Genomic DNA, 16,118 nt, shown 5'->3' on the forward strand with positions numbered 1-16,118 from the left:
TTTGTTAAAAGTTTATAATTTTAATAAAAAACAAACTAAATATTCAAATATAACTATCAATTAGTCATTAAAATCACAAAAACTAACAATTTACTGAAATATAATGCAACTTCATAAAAAATCATTTGATAAGTTAAAAGCAAAATGCCGGCTTAAGACATGTCTTAAGTCGGCATTTAATTTATTAAGAAATAATAAAATCCTTATAACTTAGTTTGAAATTATAATAGTTTCTACTTGTTTTCCTTCATTAGTAGGAAGTTCAAGGAAATAAACTCCGCTACTTAAATTATCCACATTTATTTGGAATGATTTTTCTTTAGAGCTTACAGATTTTATAATAGCTCCATTAACATTATAAATAGTATATTTTCCAGTAATATCATTAACAATATTTAAACTATTTTTAGCTGGAATTGGATATATTGAATACGTTTTTTCGATAACTTTAGAATCATCAATACCTAATAAAGAACCTACTCTTACTTTTTCTAATAACAATACATCATAAGGCTTCATAACATGAGTTGAATTTATAACTTTACCATCAAGAAGATTAATATAGTTTGATGAATCAGGTAATTTAATTTCCCTATCGTTTAAGCTTACATTAATTAATGAAATCACTTCTTTTCCACTAGCTGTGTTACCTTTAGAAGCAAATACACCAAAAGCTTTTTTTGTTGTGCCTGGTAAAGTAATATTAACTGGTGGTGTTGGTAATACTAATTTAGCTCTTAATCTATTTATTAAACTATTAATATTAGCATCAAAAAATATTGATTTATTAATAAAACTAATATCCCTCGACGCATCTGGTGTTCCTTTTTCATCTTTTCCAAAGTTCTCAACACCATTACCTATTCTACGAACTTGTAGCATATCTACTGAAGGGTTATTTGCTTTATACGTAGCTAATGAATCAATAGTCGAATCAAGACTATATAATGTTGGTGGAATTATTATACTCTTAGGTTTATATCCTAAAGAATTAATTTTACTAGGGGTTGTAAAACCAACTTTAACATTTAATAATTTTAAAGCTTCGTAAACATCGGACATTTGTCCAGCATACTCATAATCTTGTATAGCAGCTTCATTACTGTAATAAATTAATACATCACGTTCGGCAGGAATTAAAGAAGCCACAGTATTACTATGAGCATTAATTTCTTTCATCGTTCTACCAAAAGTATCAAAAGATACTGCTTGATGTTGTGGTGAAAACATAATATTTCCATCACCTAATGCTTTCCCTTCTAAATCACCTTTAAAAACAGGTCCATTTCTAGTCGTTCTATCTTCATGTTCTCTATACCACCACCAGCAATTAAGAACACTCATACCATTAGAGAATGCTAACCAAAGTGAAGAGCGTACATAACCTCGATCTAATCTAAAATTATCCCAAGCATTACTAGAAATAGCATGCCACTCAGAATCGAATGTAGGCTTGTTAGGGTGTAAAGATTTGGCAAAGTCAAGCATTATAGTTTGCTCTCTCCAATCCATAATATACCTGTTTAACCACTCTGAATATTTTCTATTATTACGTCCATGGGTTTCATTAGGCACTACTTGAGCATCAAAGCCAATAACGTCTTGCATATCCATTAGAGTTTCAACATCTATACCTCCATCTCTTCTAGGATCTTCTACTTCTCTACCTAAAATTTTTATAGAAATTTTGGCTGCCGCATGACTTTCTCTTGTAATTGTTTTTAAGTTCTTATGCCATCTATTTGACCTGTTCATATTAAAACGTAACCAATCGTACCAAATTGGCGTTCCTTGCCATACCTTTCTATCTAAAGGAATAGTGTATTCTGTCTTTAACTGATTAAAATTGGTAAAATTCTTATTCCCATTAAAAGAATTATATACTCTGTTTAATCTGTTAATATTCTTATATTCAGCTTTCAAATGTTCAACATACGCATTCATAGTATGATTTGATACACCTAGGCTCGCTTGAGGCTCTCCTTTAGCAATATTCCAATGGGGCTCATTAGATAAAACATAAATTAGAGGGCTTCCTGCTGCTGCTGCAACTATTCCTGGATTAAAAGTACTTATCATACTTCTATTTAAGTTTGTTATCTCTGGATGATCAATATCATAATGCACAAAAGCCCTTGGATGATCTCCAATACCAGGATAGTCTGTCCTCATATACGCAGGGAGTTTTGTATGTGTATAATGAACCTGTGTAGGTGTTTGATTATTTGCTATCTGTTTAGATAAACTTCTTGCTCTAGCTCTAGCATAACTTGATCTAGTTACACCTGGTCTTTCCGTATTTTGTGGTGAATTGAAAGTTTCTCCTAAATAACCATTTGTTTCCATTAAATCGGCCTCATCTGGCATAGACCAAAATGTACTTGGAAAAATAACATTACGTCCTTTAGTATAATAACTAGCGTCTTTAGCTAATCGAGGCTTTCCTGGTGCAGTAAAATCTAGTGTTTTTGATAATATAATATTGCCATCCAACTGGTCTTGAATTTCTGCTATTGCAAAATCCAAAATATTAATGCAGTCATATAATTGTTGATATGGATGAAAAAGGGAATAATCGGGAGCTCCAGAAATTCCTTCCAGTACTAACTGACTTTCAAAGTTTCGATTAAACCCTCTAAACGCATTACTAGTTTCGTATATCGTTTGTAAGCTTGCAGCTTTTTCTCTATCCTTAGTAGCATAAACAACAAATTCTCTAACGCTTACAATAGAACCTCTAGCATAACTAGATTCCAAATTTGCTGTTTCGGCTTCTGCAATTTTACTCTTTAATGTTTTTGTTTTTGTGTTAATCTCTGTTATTAAATTATCCCAAGCTGTTTGGTTTAATAATCCTTGGTAAAATTTTGTTTGCGAAAAAGTAGTAGAACTTACCAGTAGAAATACAAGTAAGAAATACCTTTTTTTTAATAACATTTTTGTAGGTTTTTTTTTCATTTTAATAGATTTTTTATAGATAAATGAGGGTTTTCTATTACAGATTTACAGTTTTAACGAACTACAAAAATTAGTTTTATCCATTACTCTAAAATTAATTATAGAAAGGTCAAAAAACAATAATTCAACAACACAAGAATAAGTATTACCTTACTAAATAAATTATATGTAAGAATAAAAAATAACATATAAAAGAAAAACCCTCAAAAAATATACGTTATAGATCCCTTAATTGGTTTATATTATGCTTTAAAATTTTAAGTTTAATATAACAAATATTCAGTTTTTAACACGCAACCTAATTATAATGAGCACTTTAAAACCATGTCCTTTTTTTTAAAATAATCCTATAAAAACTTATTTTATGAACAAAATAAGTAAAGTATAAACGAAAAAAGCACCCAAAGTTGGGTGCTTTTCTATTATATAAAAAGTTGTTAGTTAGCTACTCTTCTTCTGCTGATATTTTTGCAGGTTTTACTGAGCTATCATGTGCGCTATGATACTCCTCTAAAAGATTCATTGTTGCTGTTAATAAATCTTTTGTTTCTAATAAAATACCAAAATATAAAGTTGTATTTTTTGGACTAGACTCCTCTGTTCTAGTTCGTTCAACTTGCTTCTGAATTTTCTCTGTAACTAAATTGAACACCTCATCTTTGTTATTTAATACCGCTCCAATTTGTTCAAATGATTTTGAATCAAAGGCAGCTTTAGTAGTACTAAACAGCCTGTCAAGAGCGTCTTCTACTTGTTTAAGTTCTTTAATTTGATTGAACTTTAATTTTTTATGATTGTTATTTACGTGTTTATGACTTACTTTAGAAATATACTCTAACGATTGTGTCATATCCTGCAAATAGCCTAATATATTAATATAAAAATTACTCGCTCCAACACTTGATTCATCTAGGTTTTTTATAAAGTAAAAAATATTATCACGTAAATCTTCAACTTCATCAGATAACTTCACGATATTCTTTTTATTCTTTTTTAATAAGACTAAATCTTGTTTCGCTAAACCCGTTATAGTGTTAGAATAAATTTTATGACCTCGTTTCACAACGTTCACAATATTATTAGCACTCTCATGAATAACTCCTTGTACAGAACTACTTTCTGCTTTAGTTAAGCTATCTTCATCTTTAGTTGTTGTAGATTTCTTTTTATGAGAAAGATAATTTCTTGTTAATAAAACCACAGTAAGTAACAATAATACAGGTGTCATCACTGCTGGGTGCCAGTTAACTAAAAACACTACAACACCTGCTGCTATAAAAGCTCCTAATGCAGTACCAAACCATCCAGCAATAACATTAAGTACTCCTGCAACTCTATAAACTGCACTTTCTGCTCCCCAAGCTCTATCTGCTAAAGATGTTCCCATGGCAACCATAAATGTTACATATGTTGTTGATAAAGGTAATTTCATAGCTGTCGCTATAGATATTAATACTCCTGCTACCATTAAATTAACAGAAGCTCTAATCATATCAAATGCTGGCGCATCTATACTTTGATCTTTAGTTAATACAACTGTATCTACTTTTTGAAAACTTATGTCTATTTTAGCTTGCATTGCTTCTGGCATAACACCTCCTATATTATTAGACAACCAAGTTGTTGCTTTTACTATACTTCTAGAAAGTAAATTCGGTTTAAATTTTTCATGTGTATCACCTTGCCTAGATAAGCTAAGTTCAGTTTCTGCAACTGTTTTAGCTTTTTTAGAAAACCATAGTGTTACAACCATTATAGCTCCTGCGATGAATAGTAAAAAAGGTTCTGCTGGCATTTTTTTATCCAATACCTCCATAGTAAAGGTAGTGGGGTTTATTCCTGAACCTACCCAAGCTTCATATGAATGATATGCTGCCATAGGAACACCAATAAAGTTTACTAAATCATTTCCAGAAAATGCAAGAGCCAACCCAAATGTTCCAACAATAATAACAACAATAAGGATACTTTTTTGTGTCACTTTTTGAAAAGCATAAGAAAGTAATGTAAACATTATAAAACCTCCTGCAATAATGAAAAGTTCATTACCAACTATTATACCCTTTAAATTTTTATAATAAGGCGTACCTTTAAGACCTTTCATAAATATAAAGTAAAGAATTGCTGTTAAAGCAATACCTCCAAAAATAGCTCCGAAATTTTTAATTTTATTTTCGTAATGAAATGTGAAAATTAAACGAGAAAACCATTGTACTATGGCACCTACACTAAAAGCTATAACAACAGATAGTAATATTCCACTAATAATTTCTATGGCTTTTTTTGTATTTATATAATTTCCTAAATCTGCAAAAGTTTCAGCATCTGTAGCACTTATTTTAATTAGAGCCATTACTACTGCTGCTCCTAATAAATTAAAAACAATAGAAACTGTTGTAGATGTTGGTAAGCCAATAGTATTAAAAAAGTCCAATAATAGGATATCCGTTATCATTACTGCCATGAATATGAGCATAATTTCATGAAAACTAAATTGAGCTGGAACAAAAATTCCTTTTCTAGCTACCTCCATTAAACCACTAGAATAGACAGCTCCTATAAAGATCCCTAAACTGGCAACAATCATAATTGTTTTCATTGATATCGCCTTAGACCCAATTGCTGAGTTTAAAAAGTTGATAGCATCATTACTAACGCCTACTACAATATCAGCAACAGCTAAAATTGTAATGGCTATGAGCATGTATAAATAAATATTATCCATAGTATTTAATTGTAAAAAGTTTGCAAATATCATGACTATCGGGATATAAAGTGTTATCTAAATGTTATGTTTTAAAAATGTATATCAAATTGTAACCTATACATCAATTCATTGTCACCGCCATCGACTTCCAAGTGACTAATATCTGTCTGAACTTTCAAACTATGCCCTACAATATATTTAGAAAGACCAAGTGTGTATTGACTTTCTAGGTTTTCACCAGTAATAGTCTTATCTAATTCAATACTTGTATAACGCGCAGAAACTTCCCAATCCTTCTTTAATAAATATCCTGTTTGAATATTTAGTCCTTTACCGACTTCTACTACATCTCCAGTAAGTGTACCATCTGAGTTTTTAGCAAAAGGGTCTTTGGTATCTCTATCTGCGTATTCAGCCATTAATGAAAATCCTTTGTATTTAAACATGGCATCTATAAATAATGTATTGATGTTAGTTTCATAAAAAAGTCCTTTAGGACCAGCATCGTCTGTACCATCAATATACATATAATTCCCTTGATTACTTCTGTTCTTTACAGCATTATTATTATGATCGTAACTTACTCCTAAAGCTAATTTAGGTGTTTTTTCCCTTTTTAAATCAGATCCTTTATAATCGCCTTTACTAGAAAAGTTTCCAAAAGGTAATAATTCAATACGTCCAGTGTATTGGTGGCCTCCTATGTTCCCTGTCGTTACATTCCTACCTTCTCCTTGTGCTAAAGAAAATATTTCTTTTACAACAAATTTGTCTGAAAGATTAAAATGATGTCTTAATTGAAAACCAAAATCACGATCTATAGTAAATCTCTTATTTAATAAAGAGCGATCTACTTGTTGCAAGTTAGCAGAAGAAATAACACGTTCTCTATTTCCAGGAAGTTTTCCTTGACCAAACCATATTTCAAAGTTTTTATAAAAATTCCATTTTAATTGAGCATCTAAAATATATCTTGGTGCATTACTAGTAAAAGGTGAAGCTCCAGAAAGGTCTCTATTAGATAAACCTAATTCTATTTTATATTTCAACTTAGGGCTATAAGCATAACCATCAAATTTTAATCTAGCTCTTCTAGCAAAAAAACTAGCTTCGTTTTTACCAGCTTCTTCCCATGTAGATGTACCTAGAAGTTGCATTCTTAATCCCACTTTCATGGACCAAGAACTATCTTGTCCTATAATATTAAAAAGACCTTTCCCAAATTTAGTAGATTTAACTTCTTGTGCATTTAAAGTAGATAGCACAAACAAAGCCATCACTATTAGTGTGATTTTTAGTTTCATTATGTATTATTAGTTTTTGTCGCCGCTAATAACCAAAACCAATGTTAACTTAATGTTTCCTAATGATTAATTTTAAAACAATAAAAGGCTGCCTTGGCCTTTGGCAGCCTCATTAGAAATCATGATAATGTAGTCGACAAAAACTAATAGATTATATGAAATACTAATTATTTGTCTTAAGACTCCGCAAAATTGAAGGATTAACTTAATTTAAACGTAACCCTAATATTAAATAATTATTAACAACTAATATTAAATAACAACATGTAAATACTTAAAATTAAGATTGATACATTATTAATGTTAATTTAATGTTACGTAAAAGTTGTTTTAATGTTATCTAATTCGTATATTTGAATTATAATGTTAAAAACCCCCATAATTATGAAGAAATCAATTTTATTCACTTTTGCCTTTTTAATTACTGTGGTATCTTTTGCTCAGCAAGAGAGAACTTTGAAATTTAATAAAGACACAAACTTAATAGATGTTGTTTATTATCATGACAATGGTGCTGTAAGCCAAACAGGAGCTTACACAACAGATGGTAAACTACAAGGTGAGTGGTTAAGTTTTAACACAGAAGGTAAAAAAGTAATTTCTGCAAATTATGATAATGGTCAAAAAGTCGGCAAATGGTTTTATTGGAAAGAAACCACTCTTAAAGAAGTAGATTACAACTCTAATGCTATTGCAAGTGTAAAAGATTGGGAATTTAAAAACCCTATTGCTAGTAGTAACTAATTAGAATACTTAATAAAAAATAAAAACTCCAAGTATATGGCAGATTTATCTCTACATTTCTTGGAGTTTTTATTTTATTAAAAAAACAGAAATTAAAAACATTCTTCAACAAAGTCTCTAAAATAAATTTTAATTTCTTCTCTAGCTTTTAAGAATGCTGCATGTTTTTCTTCATCTGTACCAACAACTTTAGATGGATCGAAAAAATTATGATGCAATCTTAAAGCATTTTTACTTGGAATGTACGGACAGTTTTCATTAGCATGATCGCAAACCGTAACAATATAGTCGAAATCTACAGTCGCATATTCGTCTACATGGTTTGAGGTATGGTGATCTATGTTAAGACCATCTTCCTTCATAATAGCTAATGCTCCTGGATTTAAACCATGAGTTTCTATTCCTGCACTATATACTTTTGCTATTTTATTATCTAAAAAATGGTTTAAATACCCATGTGCCATTTGACTTCTACAGGAATTCCCTGTACATAATACTAATATGTTCTTCATTTGAAAATTTTATTTTCATTTCCTCAAAAGCGAAAATGTTATAAATTAATTTTTATTCTAAATAGATTTATAGTTTCACAGAAATAATAAATTATTTGGTTAATGTAAAACTTAAATTATTAAACTAACAGATTCTATATTTCTAGTAATAGAACACAAACTAACAACAACCTCCTCCAGGAGTACATACTTCATTACTAGATGTTGTTTCTACAACTTCTGGAACACCGCAAAGTTCTTTGGCTTTACAGTCTGTTTTTTCCACAGCTAATTTAACTATTAAGTTATTACCTCGTATTTCAAAATCGTTAACAAATAATTGAGCGGTATGGAAGTTAGTATTACTGTATTCAAATTTAACCTCAGCATTGGATACATATGATTTCATTTTACCAACCTTATTTAAAATTCCTAACGCTTTATAGCTAGACATAAATTCCGTTTTACCCAATTCGCTTGGACTTTCCCAAAGTTGAATAACGGTTTCTTTCCAAGAATTTTCTTGCGCTCCACAATCAACTGAATCAATAGTAATATGTTTTACTTCAGTAATGTGATAATTGGCTCCAACTAATAAATTTGGTGCATATTCAAATAAAAGCGATTTGTCTTTATGTGCTTCTAATACATTAAATAGTTCTTGTGTTTTCATCTCTTTTGTTTTATTTATTAAACTCTAGCAGCTCTAGCAGCAATTTGATTTTGTAGTATTAAAAAATGTATTTAATTGATTTTGGATAATACTCCAACGCTCTACATTAATACAATAGCACATGCTTTTTCCTTCTACTTCTCCTTTTAATAAGCCAATACTTTTCAATTCTTTTAAGTGTTGAGATATTGTGGCTTGAGCTAAACCTATTTCTTCAACCAGATCATTACATATACATGTATTTTGTTTACTTATGTATTGTAGAATGGCTACACGAGCTGGATGTCCTAACACTTTAAAAAACTGTGCTAAATCATTTTGCTCTTCTGTAAACATTTGTGTTTTTGTTACTCCCATATTAACACATTTTAATATTGCAATATTACGATATCAATGTTAAATAAAAAAGTCAAAACAGTATATTTTGACTTTATATAGATTTATAACGATTTAAACCACTCTTGAAATTGAGTTCCTAGTAAAAATGCTGGTTTCTTCTCTCCACTTAAAGCACCAACTAAACTCATAATCCAAAGAACAAGTATTAATAACCAGCCAATAAGATTAACAAAAGGAATGAAACTAACAATCAAACCTAAAATCAAAAAACCTAACATTTGTCTAATATAAAAGGACCCTAATTCTGTTTTATCACTATTATTCATAATAAGTGCTATAATCCATCCTATAAAGGTGAAATGAGCAATTATGGCCACATTTTTACCATCACTTAAGACTTCTTTAGCATCTGCAACAAATTCTGAAGCAGCTTCTTTGGCTTCCCCTGCAAACTCTTTAGCTTTATCTGCTGCTTCATCTGCAAATTCCTCTGCTTTATCTGCTGCTTTTTTAGCTCCTTCTTTAGCGTCCCCTAACATATCGTTTAGGTCGTCACTTAAATTTTTTTCGTCAGACATATTATATTATAGTTTTGATTAGATTATAAAATTAATAAAAATTAACTTATAACGACATGACTTTCAACACTTAATAATATCACAAGCCCTATTAATTACAGAATCACTTAATCAGCATGATTATACCTCCTAGTGCTGTTACTAATAAAATAAAGCGTCTGTAATTTACATTAGAGATTAATTTAATTACTGAAACGCCAATAAAAAAACCTAAAAGGAGTACGGGAATTAGAATAGAGTTTAAATAAATTGTTTCTCTTGTTATTGTTTTCCAAACAAAAAAATGAAAAGGTAATTTGAAAATATTAATAATAAAAAACAACCATGCTACTGTACCTATAAACTCGTTTTTGGGTAAACGCGTTGCTAGAAAATAAATATTTGCTATAGGTCCTGCTAAATTACCTATCATGGTTGTAAAGCCTGCAAAAAAACCTGCTACTAAAGAAAACAATTTATTTTTAGGAATGTCTGCTGATTTTTTATTTTCTGTATAAAACATTAATAATACAGAGACTATTATAATTACAGCCATCATTTTTTTGAAGATAATTGCAGAGATATCATTCCCTATCCAAACTCCAACTAAAACACCAACTACCATCGAAGGCATTAGCTTTTTTATGTAAATCCACTGTGTATGTCTATTATAATAAAATACTGCCAAAATATCTGCTATAATAAGCATAGGTAGCAAAATACCTGTAGATGCTTTTTCTCCAAAAACAAAGGCTAATATAATGACTATAATAATGCCTATTCCTTTGATTCCTGCTTTTGATAAGCCTAGTAAAAAACCTGCAAAAGATATGGCTATCCAATGTATTGTTGATAGGTTATAAGACTGAAGTATTTCTATGTAATTCAATAAAGTTGGTCTTAATTTGTATATTATGGTTATAAAAAGGCACTATCTACGGGTTCCCAAAGCTCTACTTTGTTTCCATCGGGATCAAGAATCCAAGCGAATTTTCCATATTCATGTTCTTCGATTTCTCCAACAACAGTAACGCCTTCTTCTTTTAAAACCTTTAGTAATTCAAATAAATTTTCTACACGGTAGTTAAACATGAAGTCTTTCTTAGAGGGCTCATAGTATTTGGTGTCTTCTGCAAATGGACTCCATTGTGTTGAGCAGTCTTTACCATCTTTATCTTTCCACCAAAAGGTACATCCATAATCATCAGTATTGAAACCTAAATGTTTTTTATACCAATCTTTTGATGCTTTTGGATCTTTTGTTTTAAAAAATATTCCTCCTATTCCTGTTACACGTTTTTTCATTGAACCAATTTTATTTCTTATTAAGGGCTCCTTCATAAATATCAATCCATTCTTGTGTGCTTATTTTTGCTGTTAATTCTCCTATAAGTTCAAAAGGGATGTCATCCATTTTTTTAAATCTGATACAACTTTTTCCCATATCCAGTTTATACTTGCAGCGTTTAGCGTATTCTAATGTAAACCAATCTAGCAATTCTTTTTTAGAATACATTGCCATACTATAAACTGCTACAAAGTTTTTTTGAGATGCTAAATTCATGAACGGCAATGGTAACTTAGGGTCACAATGATAACCACTTGGGTATACAGTGTGCGGTATAACATATCCCAACATACCATAACTCATAGTTTCTTCCATACCTTTTGGCAAGTTATCTAGAATTTGTTTTCTTAATTTTTTAATAGGTTCTTTTCTATCTTCTGGTAATTCGTCTAGATATTGCTTTGGCGATGCTGCTTTTGATTGCATATTTATACTATTTACATTCTTAAGAAAGTTTATACATGTTGATCTATAAGGATGGTGTTTCCATCTGGGTCGACCAGAATAGAGTTAGCTGGACCTGATGTGTTTTCATCTGCTTCCTTTTCTAATTTAACTGCTTTACTTTTTAAATGTTTTTGTATATCTCTTACGTCTGTGAAAGTGTCTAATGTTTTGGCATTTTCATCCCAACCAGGATTGAAGGTTAAAATATTATTCTCAAACATACCTTGAAAAAGGCCTATTAATGCGTTTCCATTTTTCATGATGAGATAATTTTGTTTTATATCGCCTGCAAAAACTTTAAAACCAAGATTTTCATAAAACAGTTTTGATATATTAATGTCTTTAACGTTTAGGCTTACTGAAAAGGCTCCTAGTTCCATACCTTATATTTTTAATTAAATTAAGTCAATTTGAGTCACAAATATCGTGAAAAATTGAGTTCTTACTAAAGTAAAGAAAACTAAGGGTTTAACCTAAAGCATTAATTTGAAACTTCTTATTATTAAACAGAGACTTATTAGAGATAGATTATCAATGTCTTTATCATGCTCTAGGTTACCATTATATTTATACATATGGTAAGTAAAAACAGATGATTAACTAAACCTTATTTTTATCTTATCTACTATGGTTTGGGCTAGTTTTTCTTTACTTTCTATAGTCCATCCAGCTACATGGGGCGATAGTAACACGTTTTTAGAATTTATTAGATATTGAAAAGCTTCTGGCATTTCTGTTGAGAATAAATTTTCAAACGATGCTTTTTCGTATTCTAAAACATCTAGTCCTGCTCCCAAAATTTTTTCTGATTTTAATGCTGATACTAAGTCTTTTGTGACTACACTTTTTCCTCTTGCTGTGTTTACAAACCAGAATGGTTTTTTAAATTGATTGATAAATGTTTTATCAATAATATTCAATGTTAATGGTGTTTGTGGTGTGTGTAGACTCAATACGTCTACTTTTTCTTGAAATTCACTAAGTGTGACTTGTTTTGCATTGTTATCGCCTTGGTTTTCTTTTATATCGTAACATAATACCTCAACATCGAAACCTCTTAGCTTCTTTGCAAATGCTTTACCCATATTTCCATAGCCTATAAGTCCTACGGTTTTACCATCTAGCTCAATACCTCTATTTTCTTCTCTTAACCATTTGCCTGATCGAACTTCGGCATCTGCTTTATTGAGTTTATTAAATAATGATAATAGCATTCCTAAGGTATGTTCTCCTACGGCATTCCTGTTGCCTTCTGGTGCCGATATTAAATAGACTCCTTTTTCTTCTGCATAGTCGCAATCTATATTTTCTACTCCTGCTCCTACGCGCCCAATAAATTTTAAGTTGCTTGCAGCGTCTAGGAATTGCTTGTCTATTGTGAATCGACTTCTTAAAACAATACCATCGTATTGACTAATTTTTGCTTCTATCTCTGTTTTTGAAGAGATATAATCTTCATGATTAGTATATCCTAAATCATTTAGTTGATTAATTAACAGATCGTGATTGGTATCTAAGTGAAGTATTTTCATAATATATTAAAAAGAAGCTTTGTCTATACTAAATGTGATATTTTTATTATTTAATTGGTATAAATTTATAAAGTTTTGCGTTAAGGATTGAACGGTTTGTTTGAGCTCCTCGCAGAGAGCGAGTAGTGAAAGCCCGACCCTTGGGTAACGCCCAAATTAAATGCCCAAAATCATTTTAGCTATCCAGAAGTATAATAGGATTCCTAATATATCGTTACTGGTTGTTATAAATGGCCCTGTAGCTATGGCTGGATCTATACCGCGTTTGTCTAAAAATAAGGGTACAAAGGTTCCTATTAATCCTGCTATAATGATAACGGCTACTAATGATATGGAAATAGCTAGTGCTTTATCGAATGCTCCTGTGTATGCCCAAACGAATAAAAACAGAAAAATGGCTAGAATAACACCATTTAGGGCTGCTAATAGCATTTCTTTTAATAGTCTGCTATTTATACTGCCTTTTACATCGTTATTTGCCAAACCTTGAACAATTATAGCACTAGATTGTACGCCTACATTTCCTGCCATGGCTGCTATTAATGGTGTAAAAAAGAATAGTACTGCATATTGATTGAATGCTCCGTGAAAACCTTCCATTATTAAAAACGCACCAACACCTCCTACTAAACCTAGAAATAACCATGGTAATCGTGCTCGGGTAAGTTCTAGAATACTATCGCCAGCTTCTACATCTTGAATAATACCTGCTGCTAATTGATAATCTTTATCGGCTTCTTCTTTAATAACGTCTACAATATCATCAATAGTTATTCTACCTAATAGTTTTTCGTTTTTATCGACTACTGGGATGGCTTCTAAATCGTATTTTGCCATGATTTTTGCCACTTCTTCTACGTCTTCTTCTACGTTTACAAAATCGACATTTGATATGTATATGTCGGCAATTTTCTGTTCGCTTTTAGCTACGATTAAATCTTTTAATGATAGACGCCCTATAAGTTTCTCTTCTTTATCAACAACATAAACAGAATGTACTCTTTTTACATCTTGAGCTTGTCCTCTTATTCTACGTAAACATCCTGCTACTGTCCATGTTTCATAAACTTTAACGAGCTCTTTTGCCATGTGTCCTCCTGCCGAATCCTCGTCGTAAGCTAATAATTCTGTTATTTCTGCTTTATGGGATTCGTCTTCTATTTCTGAAATAACGGCTTGCTGACGTTCTTCTGGTAATTCTAAAATAATATCTGCCGCATCATCGGTATCTAGCTCGTCTATTTCTCCAGCTATTTCTTTGACTGATAAATTTTTCAATACTTTTTCCCGAATATCTTCATCGAGCTCTATTAAGATATCTGATGTCGTTTCGGAATCCAGTAATTTTATAACATAAACAGCTTGTTCTAGATTTAGTTCATCTAAAATTTCGGCTATATCTGCGTAATGAAACTCATTTAAGAGCGTTTGTAATGCTTTGTCGTTTTGTTCTTCTACAAAACGTTCTACTTGCTCTATAAGTTCTTCTGTAAGTTGAAATTGTATGTTTTCTTTTTCCTCTAACAAATTGAAAACTTTTAAAAGATTTTAAGCGTCTTTTTCAATCAATTCTGTGAGTTCAACAAAGGCTTGAACACTTAATTGTTCTGGACGTTTGCCAAAGATACTATTTGCTTTTAAATTATCTGACAAATTGAATGTTTTTAAACTGTTACGAAGTGTTTTTCTTCGTTGCTGAAATGCTGTTTTTACGGTCTTGAAGAATAGCTTCTCATCACATGGTAGTGTATAATTTTTTTTTCTTGTTAGTCTTAACACTCCTGAATCTACTTTTGGAGGCGGATTAAATACACTTGGAGGCACTGTAAATAAGTATTCTGCATCATAAAACGCTTGTACTAAAACCGATAATATACCATATACCTTACTGCCTTCTTTGGAACATATACGTTGCGCAACTTCTTTTTGAAACATCCCAGAGAATTCTGGGATTTGATGGCGCATCTCTAAAGTTTTAAAAACAATTTGAGTTGATATATTATATGGAAAGTTACCTATTATAGCAAAGGGTTCTTCGTTTAAAACTTCGTTTAAATTATACTTTAAAAAATCCTTTTCTATAATTCGTGGGGCTAGATTTAGATAGTTAGATTGTAGGTATTCTACAGATTCTGTATCTATTTCTACAACGTAGGTCGTTATATCTTTTTCAAGTAAGTATTTGGTAAGCACACCCATTCCTGGGCCAATTTCTAAAACATTTTTATAATCTTTTAATGCTAAGGTATCAGCTATTTTTTGAGCAATAGTTTCGTCATTTAAAAAATGCTGACCTAAATGCTTTTTTGCTTTTACTTGATGATTGTTATTGCGATTGTTTGCCACGAATTCACGAATATTTTAAGTACAAAAGTAAGCTATATAAATGGATTCCTGTTTATACAGGTAGATAAGCTATTTAAAGTTTACAGTATACTCGTCAATAATTTGAAGTTCTGTTCTAAATGCTAACATTTTGTCTGCAAATTTTTTAAGTCCTTCTCTTTGCATTTTTTCGGCATCTTCTTTATAATAAGCATCTAGCGCTTCTCGTGAATATGATCTGTATTGGATGGAGTAGGTTACACCTCCCATATCTTCTTCTACTAAAACTCTGGTTAATGTTGCCTTTTCAAATTTACCTGTTCCTAATACTTGCGGGATATGTTCTTTTATCCATATTAACCATTCATCGTGAATGGACTCTTCTATGTTTACTGTGACGTTGTATATTATCATAACTATAAAGTTTTTGCAAATAACAAGAGTTCTTCATCATCTTCAAAGGGTTTTATCATTTTTTCAAAAACTAATCCTAATTTTTCTAATAACTTTATAGAATTTTTATTGTCTAGCATTGTAATTGCGACTGTTTTTTAGGCTGAAATTATTTTTGGCTAACTCCATAATTTCTACCGAAGACTCAAAACCAAATCCTATACCTTCATATTCAGGAAGCATAGCAAACCCATTATTGGCATCTTTTAATTGCTCTCTTTTTATAAGACTGCTAGAGCC

The 16,118-nt window shown here is 30.9% G+C and carries 16 protein-coding genes; 1 reads left to right on the forward strand and 15 read right to left on the reverse strand.

Translation table 11 applies throughout. The features are described 5' to 3' along the window. Window positions 1-210: 210 nt before the first annotated feature. The 3 genes from A8C32_RS02740 to A8C32_RS02750 all read right to left on the reverse strand — a co-directional run bounded on the left by A8C32_RS02740 (window position 211) and on the right by A8C32_RS02750 (window position 6,969). Entirely contained in the window at window positions 211-2,958 is a 2,748-nt protein-coding gene (locus A8C32_RS02740; RefSeq protein WP_069828913.1) for a T9SS type A sorting domain-containing protein, read from the reverse strand. A gap of 445 nt (window positions 2,959-3,403) precedes the next feature. After that, window positions 3,404-5,683 carry an inorganic phosphate transporter gene (locus A8C32_RS02745; RefSeq protein WP_069828914.1) on the reverse strand — a complete coding sequence of 760 codons (2,280 nt, stop codon included), beginning with the start codon at window positions 5,681-5,683 and terminating at the stop codon, window positions 3,404-3,406. Between the two features lie 71 nt (window positions 5,684-5,754). Further along, window positions 5,755-6,969, reverse strand: coding sequence for a porin (locus tag A8C32_RS02750; protein WP_069828915.1), 1,215 nt, complete (start codon window positions 6,967-6,969; stop codon window positions 5,755-5,757). 384 nt (window positions 6,970-7,353) lie between these two features. Here A8C32_RS02750 and A8C32_RS02755 point away from each other — a divergent pair, with 384 nt between their 5' ends. Beyond that, entirely contained in the window at window positions 7,354-7,713 is a 360-nt protein-coding gene (locus tag A8C32_RS02755) for a toxin-antitoxin system YwqK family antitoxin (protein ID WP_069828916.1), read from the forward strand. Window positions 7,714-7,805: 92 nt separating this feature from the next. Here A8C32_RS02755 and A8C32_RS02760 read toward each other — a convergent pair whose 3' ends face one another. The 12 genes from A8C32_RS02760 to A8C32_RS02815 form a co-directional block, all read right to left on the reverse strand. Then, the gene (locus A8C32_RS02760) at window positions 7,806-8,225 is read right to left on the reverse strand and encodes an arsenate reductase ArsC (protein WP_069828917.1); all 420 of its coding nucleotides are present in this window, start codon (window positions 8,223-8,225) and stop codon (window positions 7,806-7,808) included. Between the two features lie 160 nt (window positions 8,226-8,385). After that, a complete protein-coding gene (locus A8C32_RS02765; protein WP_069828918.1) occupies window positions 8,386-8,877 on the reverse strand; it encodes a DUF6428 family protein in 492 nt (163 codons plus the stop codon). 33 nt (window positions 8,878-8,910) lie between these two features. Further along, window positions 8,911-9,234: an ArsR/SmtB family transcription factor gene (locus A8C32_RS02770; protein WP_069828919.1), complete on the reverse strand. Its 324-nt coding sequence runs from the start codon at window positions 9,232-9,234 to the stop codon at window positions 8,911-8,913. A gap of 83 nt (window positions 9,235-9,317) precedes the next feature. Next, window positions 9,318-9,794, reverse strand: coding sequence for a hypothetical protein (locus A8C32_RS02775; RefSeq protein ID WP_069828920.1), 477 nt, complete (start codon window positions 9,792-9,794; stop codon window positions 9,318-9,320). A gap of 103 nt (window positions 9,795-9,897) precedes the next feature. Then, the gene (locus A8C32_RS02780) at window positions 9,898-10,662 is read right to left on the reverse strand and encodes a sulfite exporter TauE/SafE family protein (RefSeq protein WP_083253213.1); all 765 of its coding nucleotides are present in this window, start codon (window positions 10,660-10,662) and stop codon (window positions 9,898-9,900) included. 29 nt (window positions 10,663-10,691) lie between these two features. Further along, a complete protein-coding gene (locus tag A8C32_RS02785; protein WP_069828921.1) occupies window positions 10,692-11,078 on the reverse strand; it encodes a VOC family protein in 387 nt (128 codons plus the stop codon). A gap of 10 nt (window positions 11,079-11,088) precedes the next feature. Continuing rightward, the gene (locus A8C32_RS02790) at window positions 11,089-11,547 is read right to left on the reverse strand and encodes a DUF1801 domain-containing protein (RefSeq protein WP_069828922.1); all 459 of its coding nucleotides are present in this window, start codon (window positions 11,545-11,547) and stop codon (window positions 11,089-11,091) included. 29 nt (window positions 11,548-11,576) lie between these two features. Next, window positions 11,577-11,948 (reverse strand): VOC family protein, encoded by a 372-nt coding sequence (locus A8C32_RS02795; protein WP_069828923.1) that lies wholly within the window; start codon window positions 11,946-11,948, stop codon window positions 11,577-11,579. A 216-nt stretch (window positions 11,949-12,164) separates the two neighbouring features. Then, the gene (locus A8C32_RS02800) at window positions 12,165-13,100 is read right to left on the reverse strand and encodes a 2-hydroxyacid dehydrogenase (RefSeq protein WP_069828924.1); all 936 of its coding nucleotides are present in this window, start codon (window positions 13,098-13,100) and stop codon (window positions 12,165-12,167) included. Between the two features lie 156 nt (window positions 13,101-13,256). Beyond that, window positions 13,257-14,627 carry a magnesium transporter gene (mgtE, locus tag A8C32_RS02805; protein ID WP_205635363.1) on the reverse strand — a complete coding sequence of 457 codons (1,371 nt, stop codon included), beginning with the start codon at window positions 14,625-14,627 and terminating at the stop codon, window positions 13,257-13,259. Window positions 14,628-14,648: 21 nt separating this feature from the next. Beyond that, on the reverse strand, window positions 14,649-15,446 hold the full coding sequence (rsmA, locus tag A8C32_RS02810; protein WP_069828925.1) for a 16S rRNA (adenine(1518)-N(6)/adenine(1519)-N(6))-dimethyltransferase RsmA: 798 nt from the start codon (window positions 15,444-15,446) through the stop codon (window positions 14,649-14,651). A gap of 69 nt (window positions 15,447-15,515) precedes the next feature. Beyond that, the gene (locus A8C32_RS02815) at window positions 15,516-15,839 is read right to left on the reverse strand and encodes a DUF4286 family protein (protein WP_069828926.1); all 324 of its coding nucleotides are present in this window, start codon (window positions 15,837-15,839) and stop codon (window positions 15,516-15,518) included. Window positions 15,840-16,118: the final 279 nt, after the last annotated feature.

The organism is Flavivirga aquatica, from assembly GCF_001747085.1.
Classification (GTDB): Bacteria; Bacteroidota; Bacteroidia; order Flavobacteriales; family Flavobacteriaceae; genus Algibacter_C; species Algibacter_C aquatica.

Bases quoted from the DNA above. Each gene is read 5' to 3' on its own strand.
- A8C32_RS02745 (WP_069828914.1), bottom strand. From the start codon at position 5,683: ATGGATAATATTTATTTATACATGCTCATAGCCATTACAATTTTAGCT.
- A8C32_RS02755 (WP_069828916.1), top strand. From the start codon at position 7,354: ATGAAGAAATCAATTTTATTCACTTTTGCCTTTTTAATTACTGTGGTA.
- A8C32_RS02815 (WP_069828926.1), bottom strand. From the start codon at position 15,839: ATGATAATATACAACGTCACAGTAAACATAGAAGAGTCCATTCACGAT.
- A8C32_RS02740 (WP_069828913.1), bottom strand. From the start codon at position 2,958: ATGAAAAAAAAACCTACAAAAATGTTATTAAAAAAAAGGTATTTCTTA.
- A8C32_RS02795 (WP_069828923.1), bottom strand. From the start codon at position 11,948: ATGGAACTAGGAGCCTTTTCAGTAAGCCTAAACGTTAAAGACATTAAT.
- A8C32_RS02760 (WP_069828917.1), bottom strand. From the start codon at position 8,225: ATGAAGAACATATTAGTATTATGTACAGGGAATTCCTGTAGAAGTCAA.
- A8C32_RS02750 (WP_069828915.1), bottom strand. From the start codon at position 6,969: ATGAAACTAAAAATCACACTAATAGTGATGGCTTTGTTTGTGCTATCT.
- A8C32_RS02765 (WP_069828918.1), bottom strand. From the start codon at position 8,877: ATGAAAACACAAGAACTATTTAATGTATTAGAAGCACATAAAGACAAA.
- A8C32_RS02775 (WP_069828920.1), bottom strand. From the start codon at position 9,794: ATGTCTGACGAAAAAAATTTAAGTGACGACCTAAACGATATGTTAGGG.
- A8C32_RS02800 (WP_069828924.1), bottom strand. From the start codon at position 13,100: ATGAAAATACTTCACTTAGATACCAATCACGATCTGTTAATTAATCAA.
- A8C32_RS02790 (WP_069828922.1), bottom strand. From the start codon at position 11,547: ATGCAATCAAAAGCAGCATCGCCAAAGCAATATCTAGACGAATTACCA.
- A8C32_RS02785 (WP_069828921.1), bottom strand. From the start codon at position 11,078: ATGAAAAAACGTGTAACAGGAATAGGAGGAATATTTTTTAAAACAAAA.
- A8C32_RS02770 (WP_069828919.1), bottom strand. From the start codon at position 9,234: ATGGGAGTAACAAAAACACAAATGTTTACAGAAGAGCAAAATGATTTA.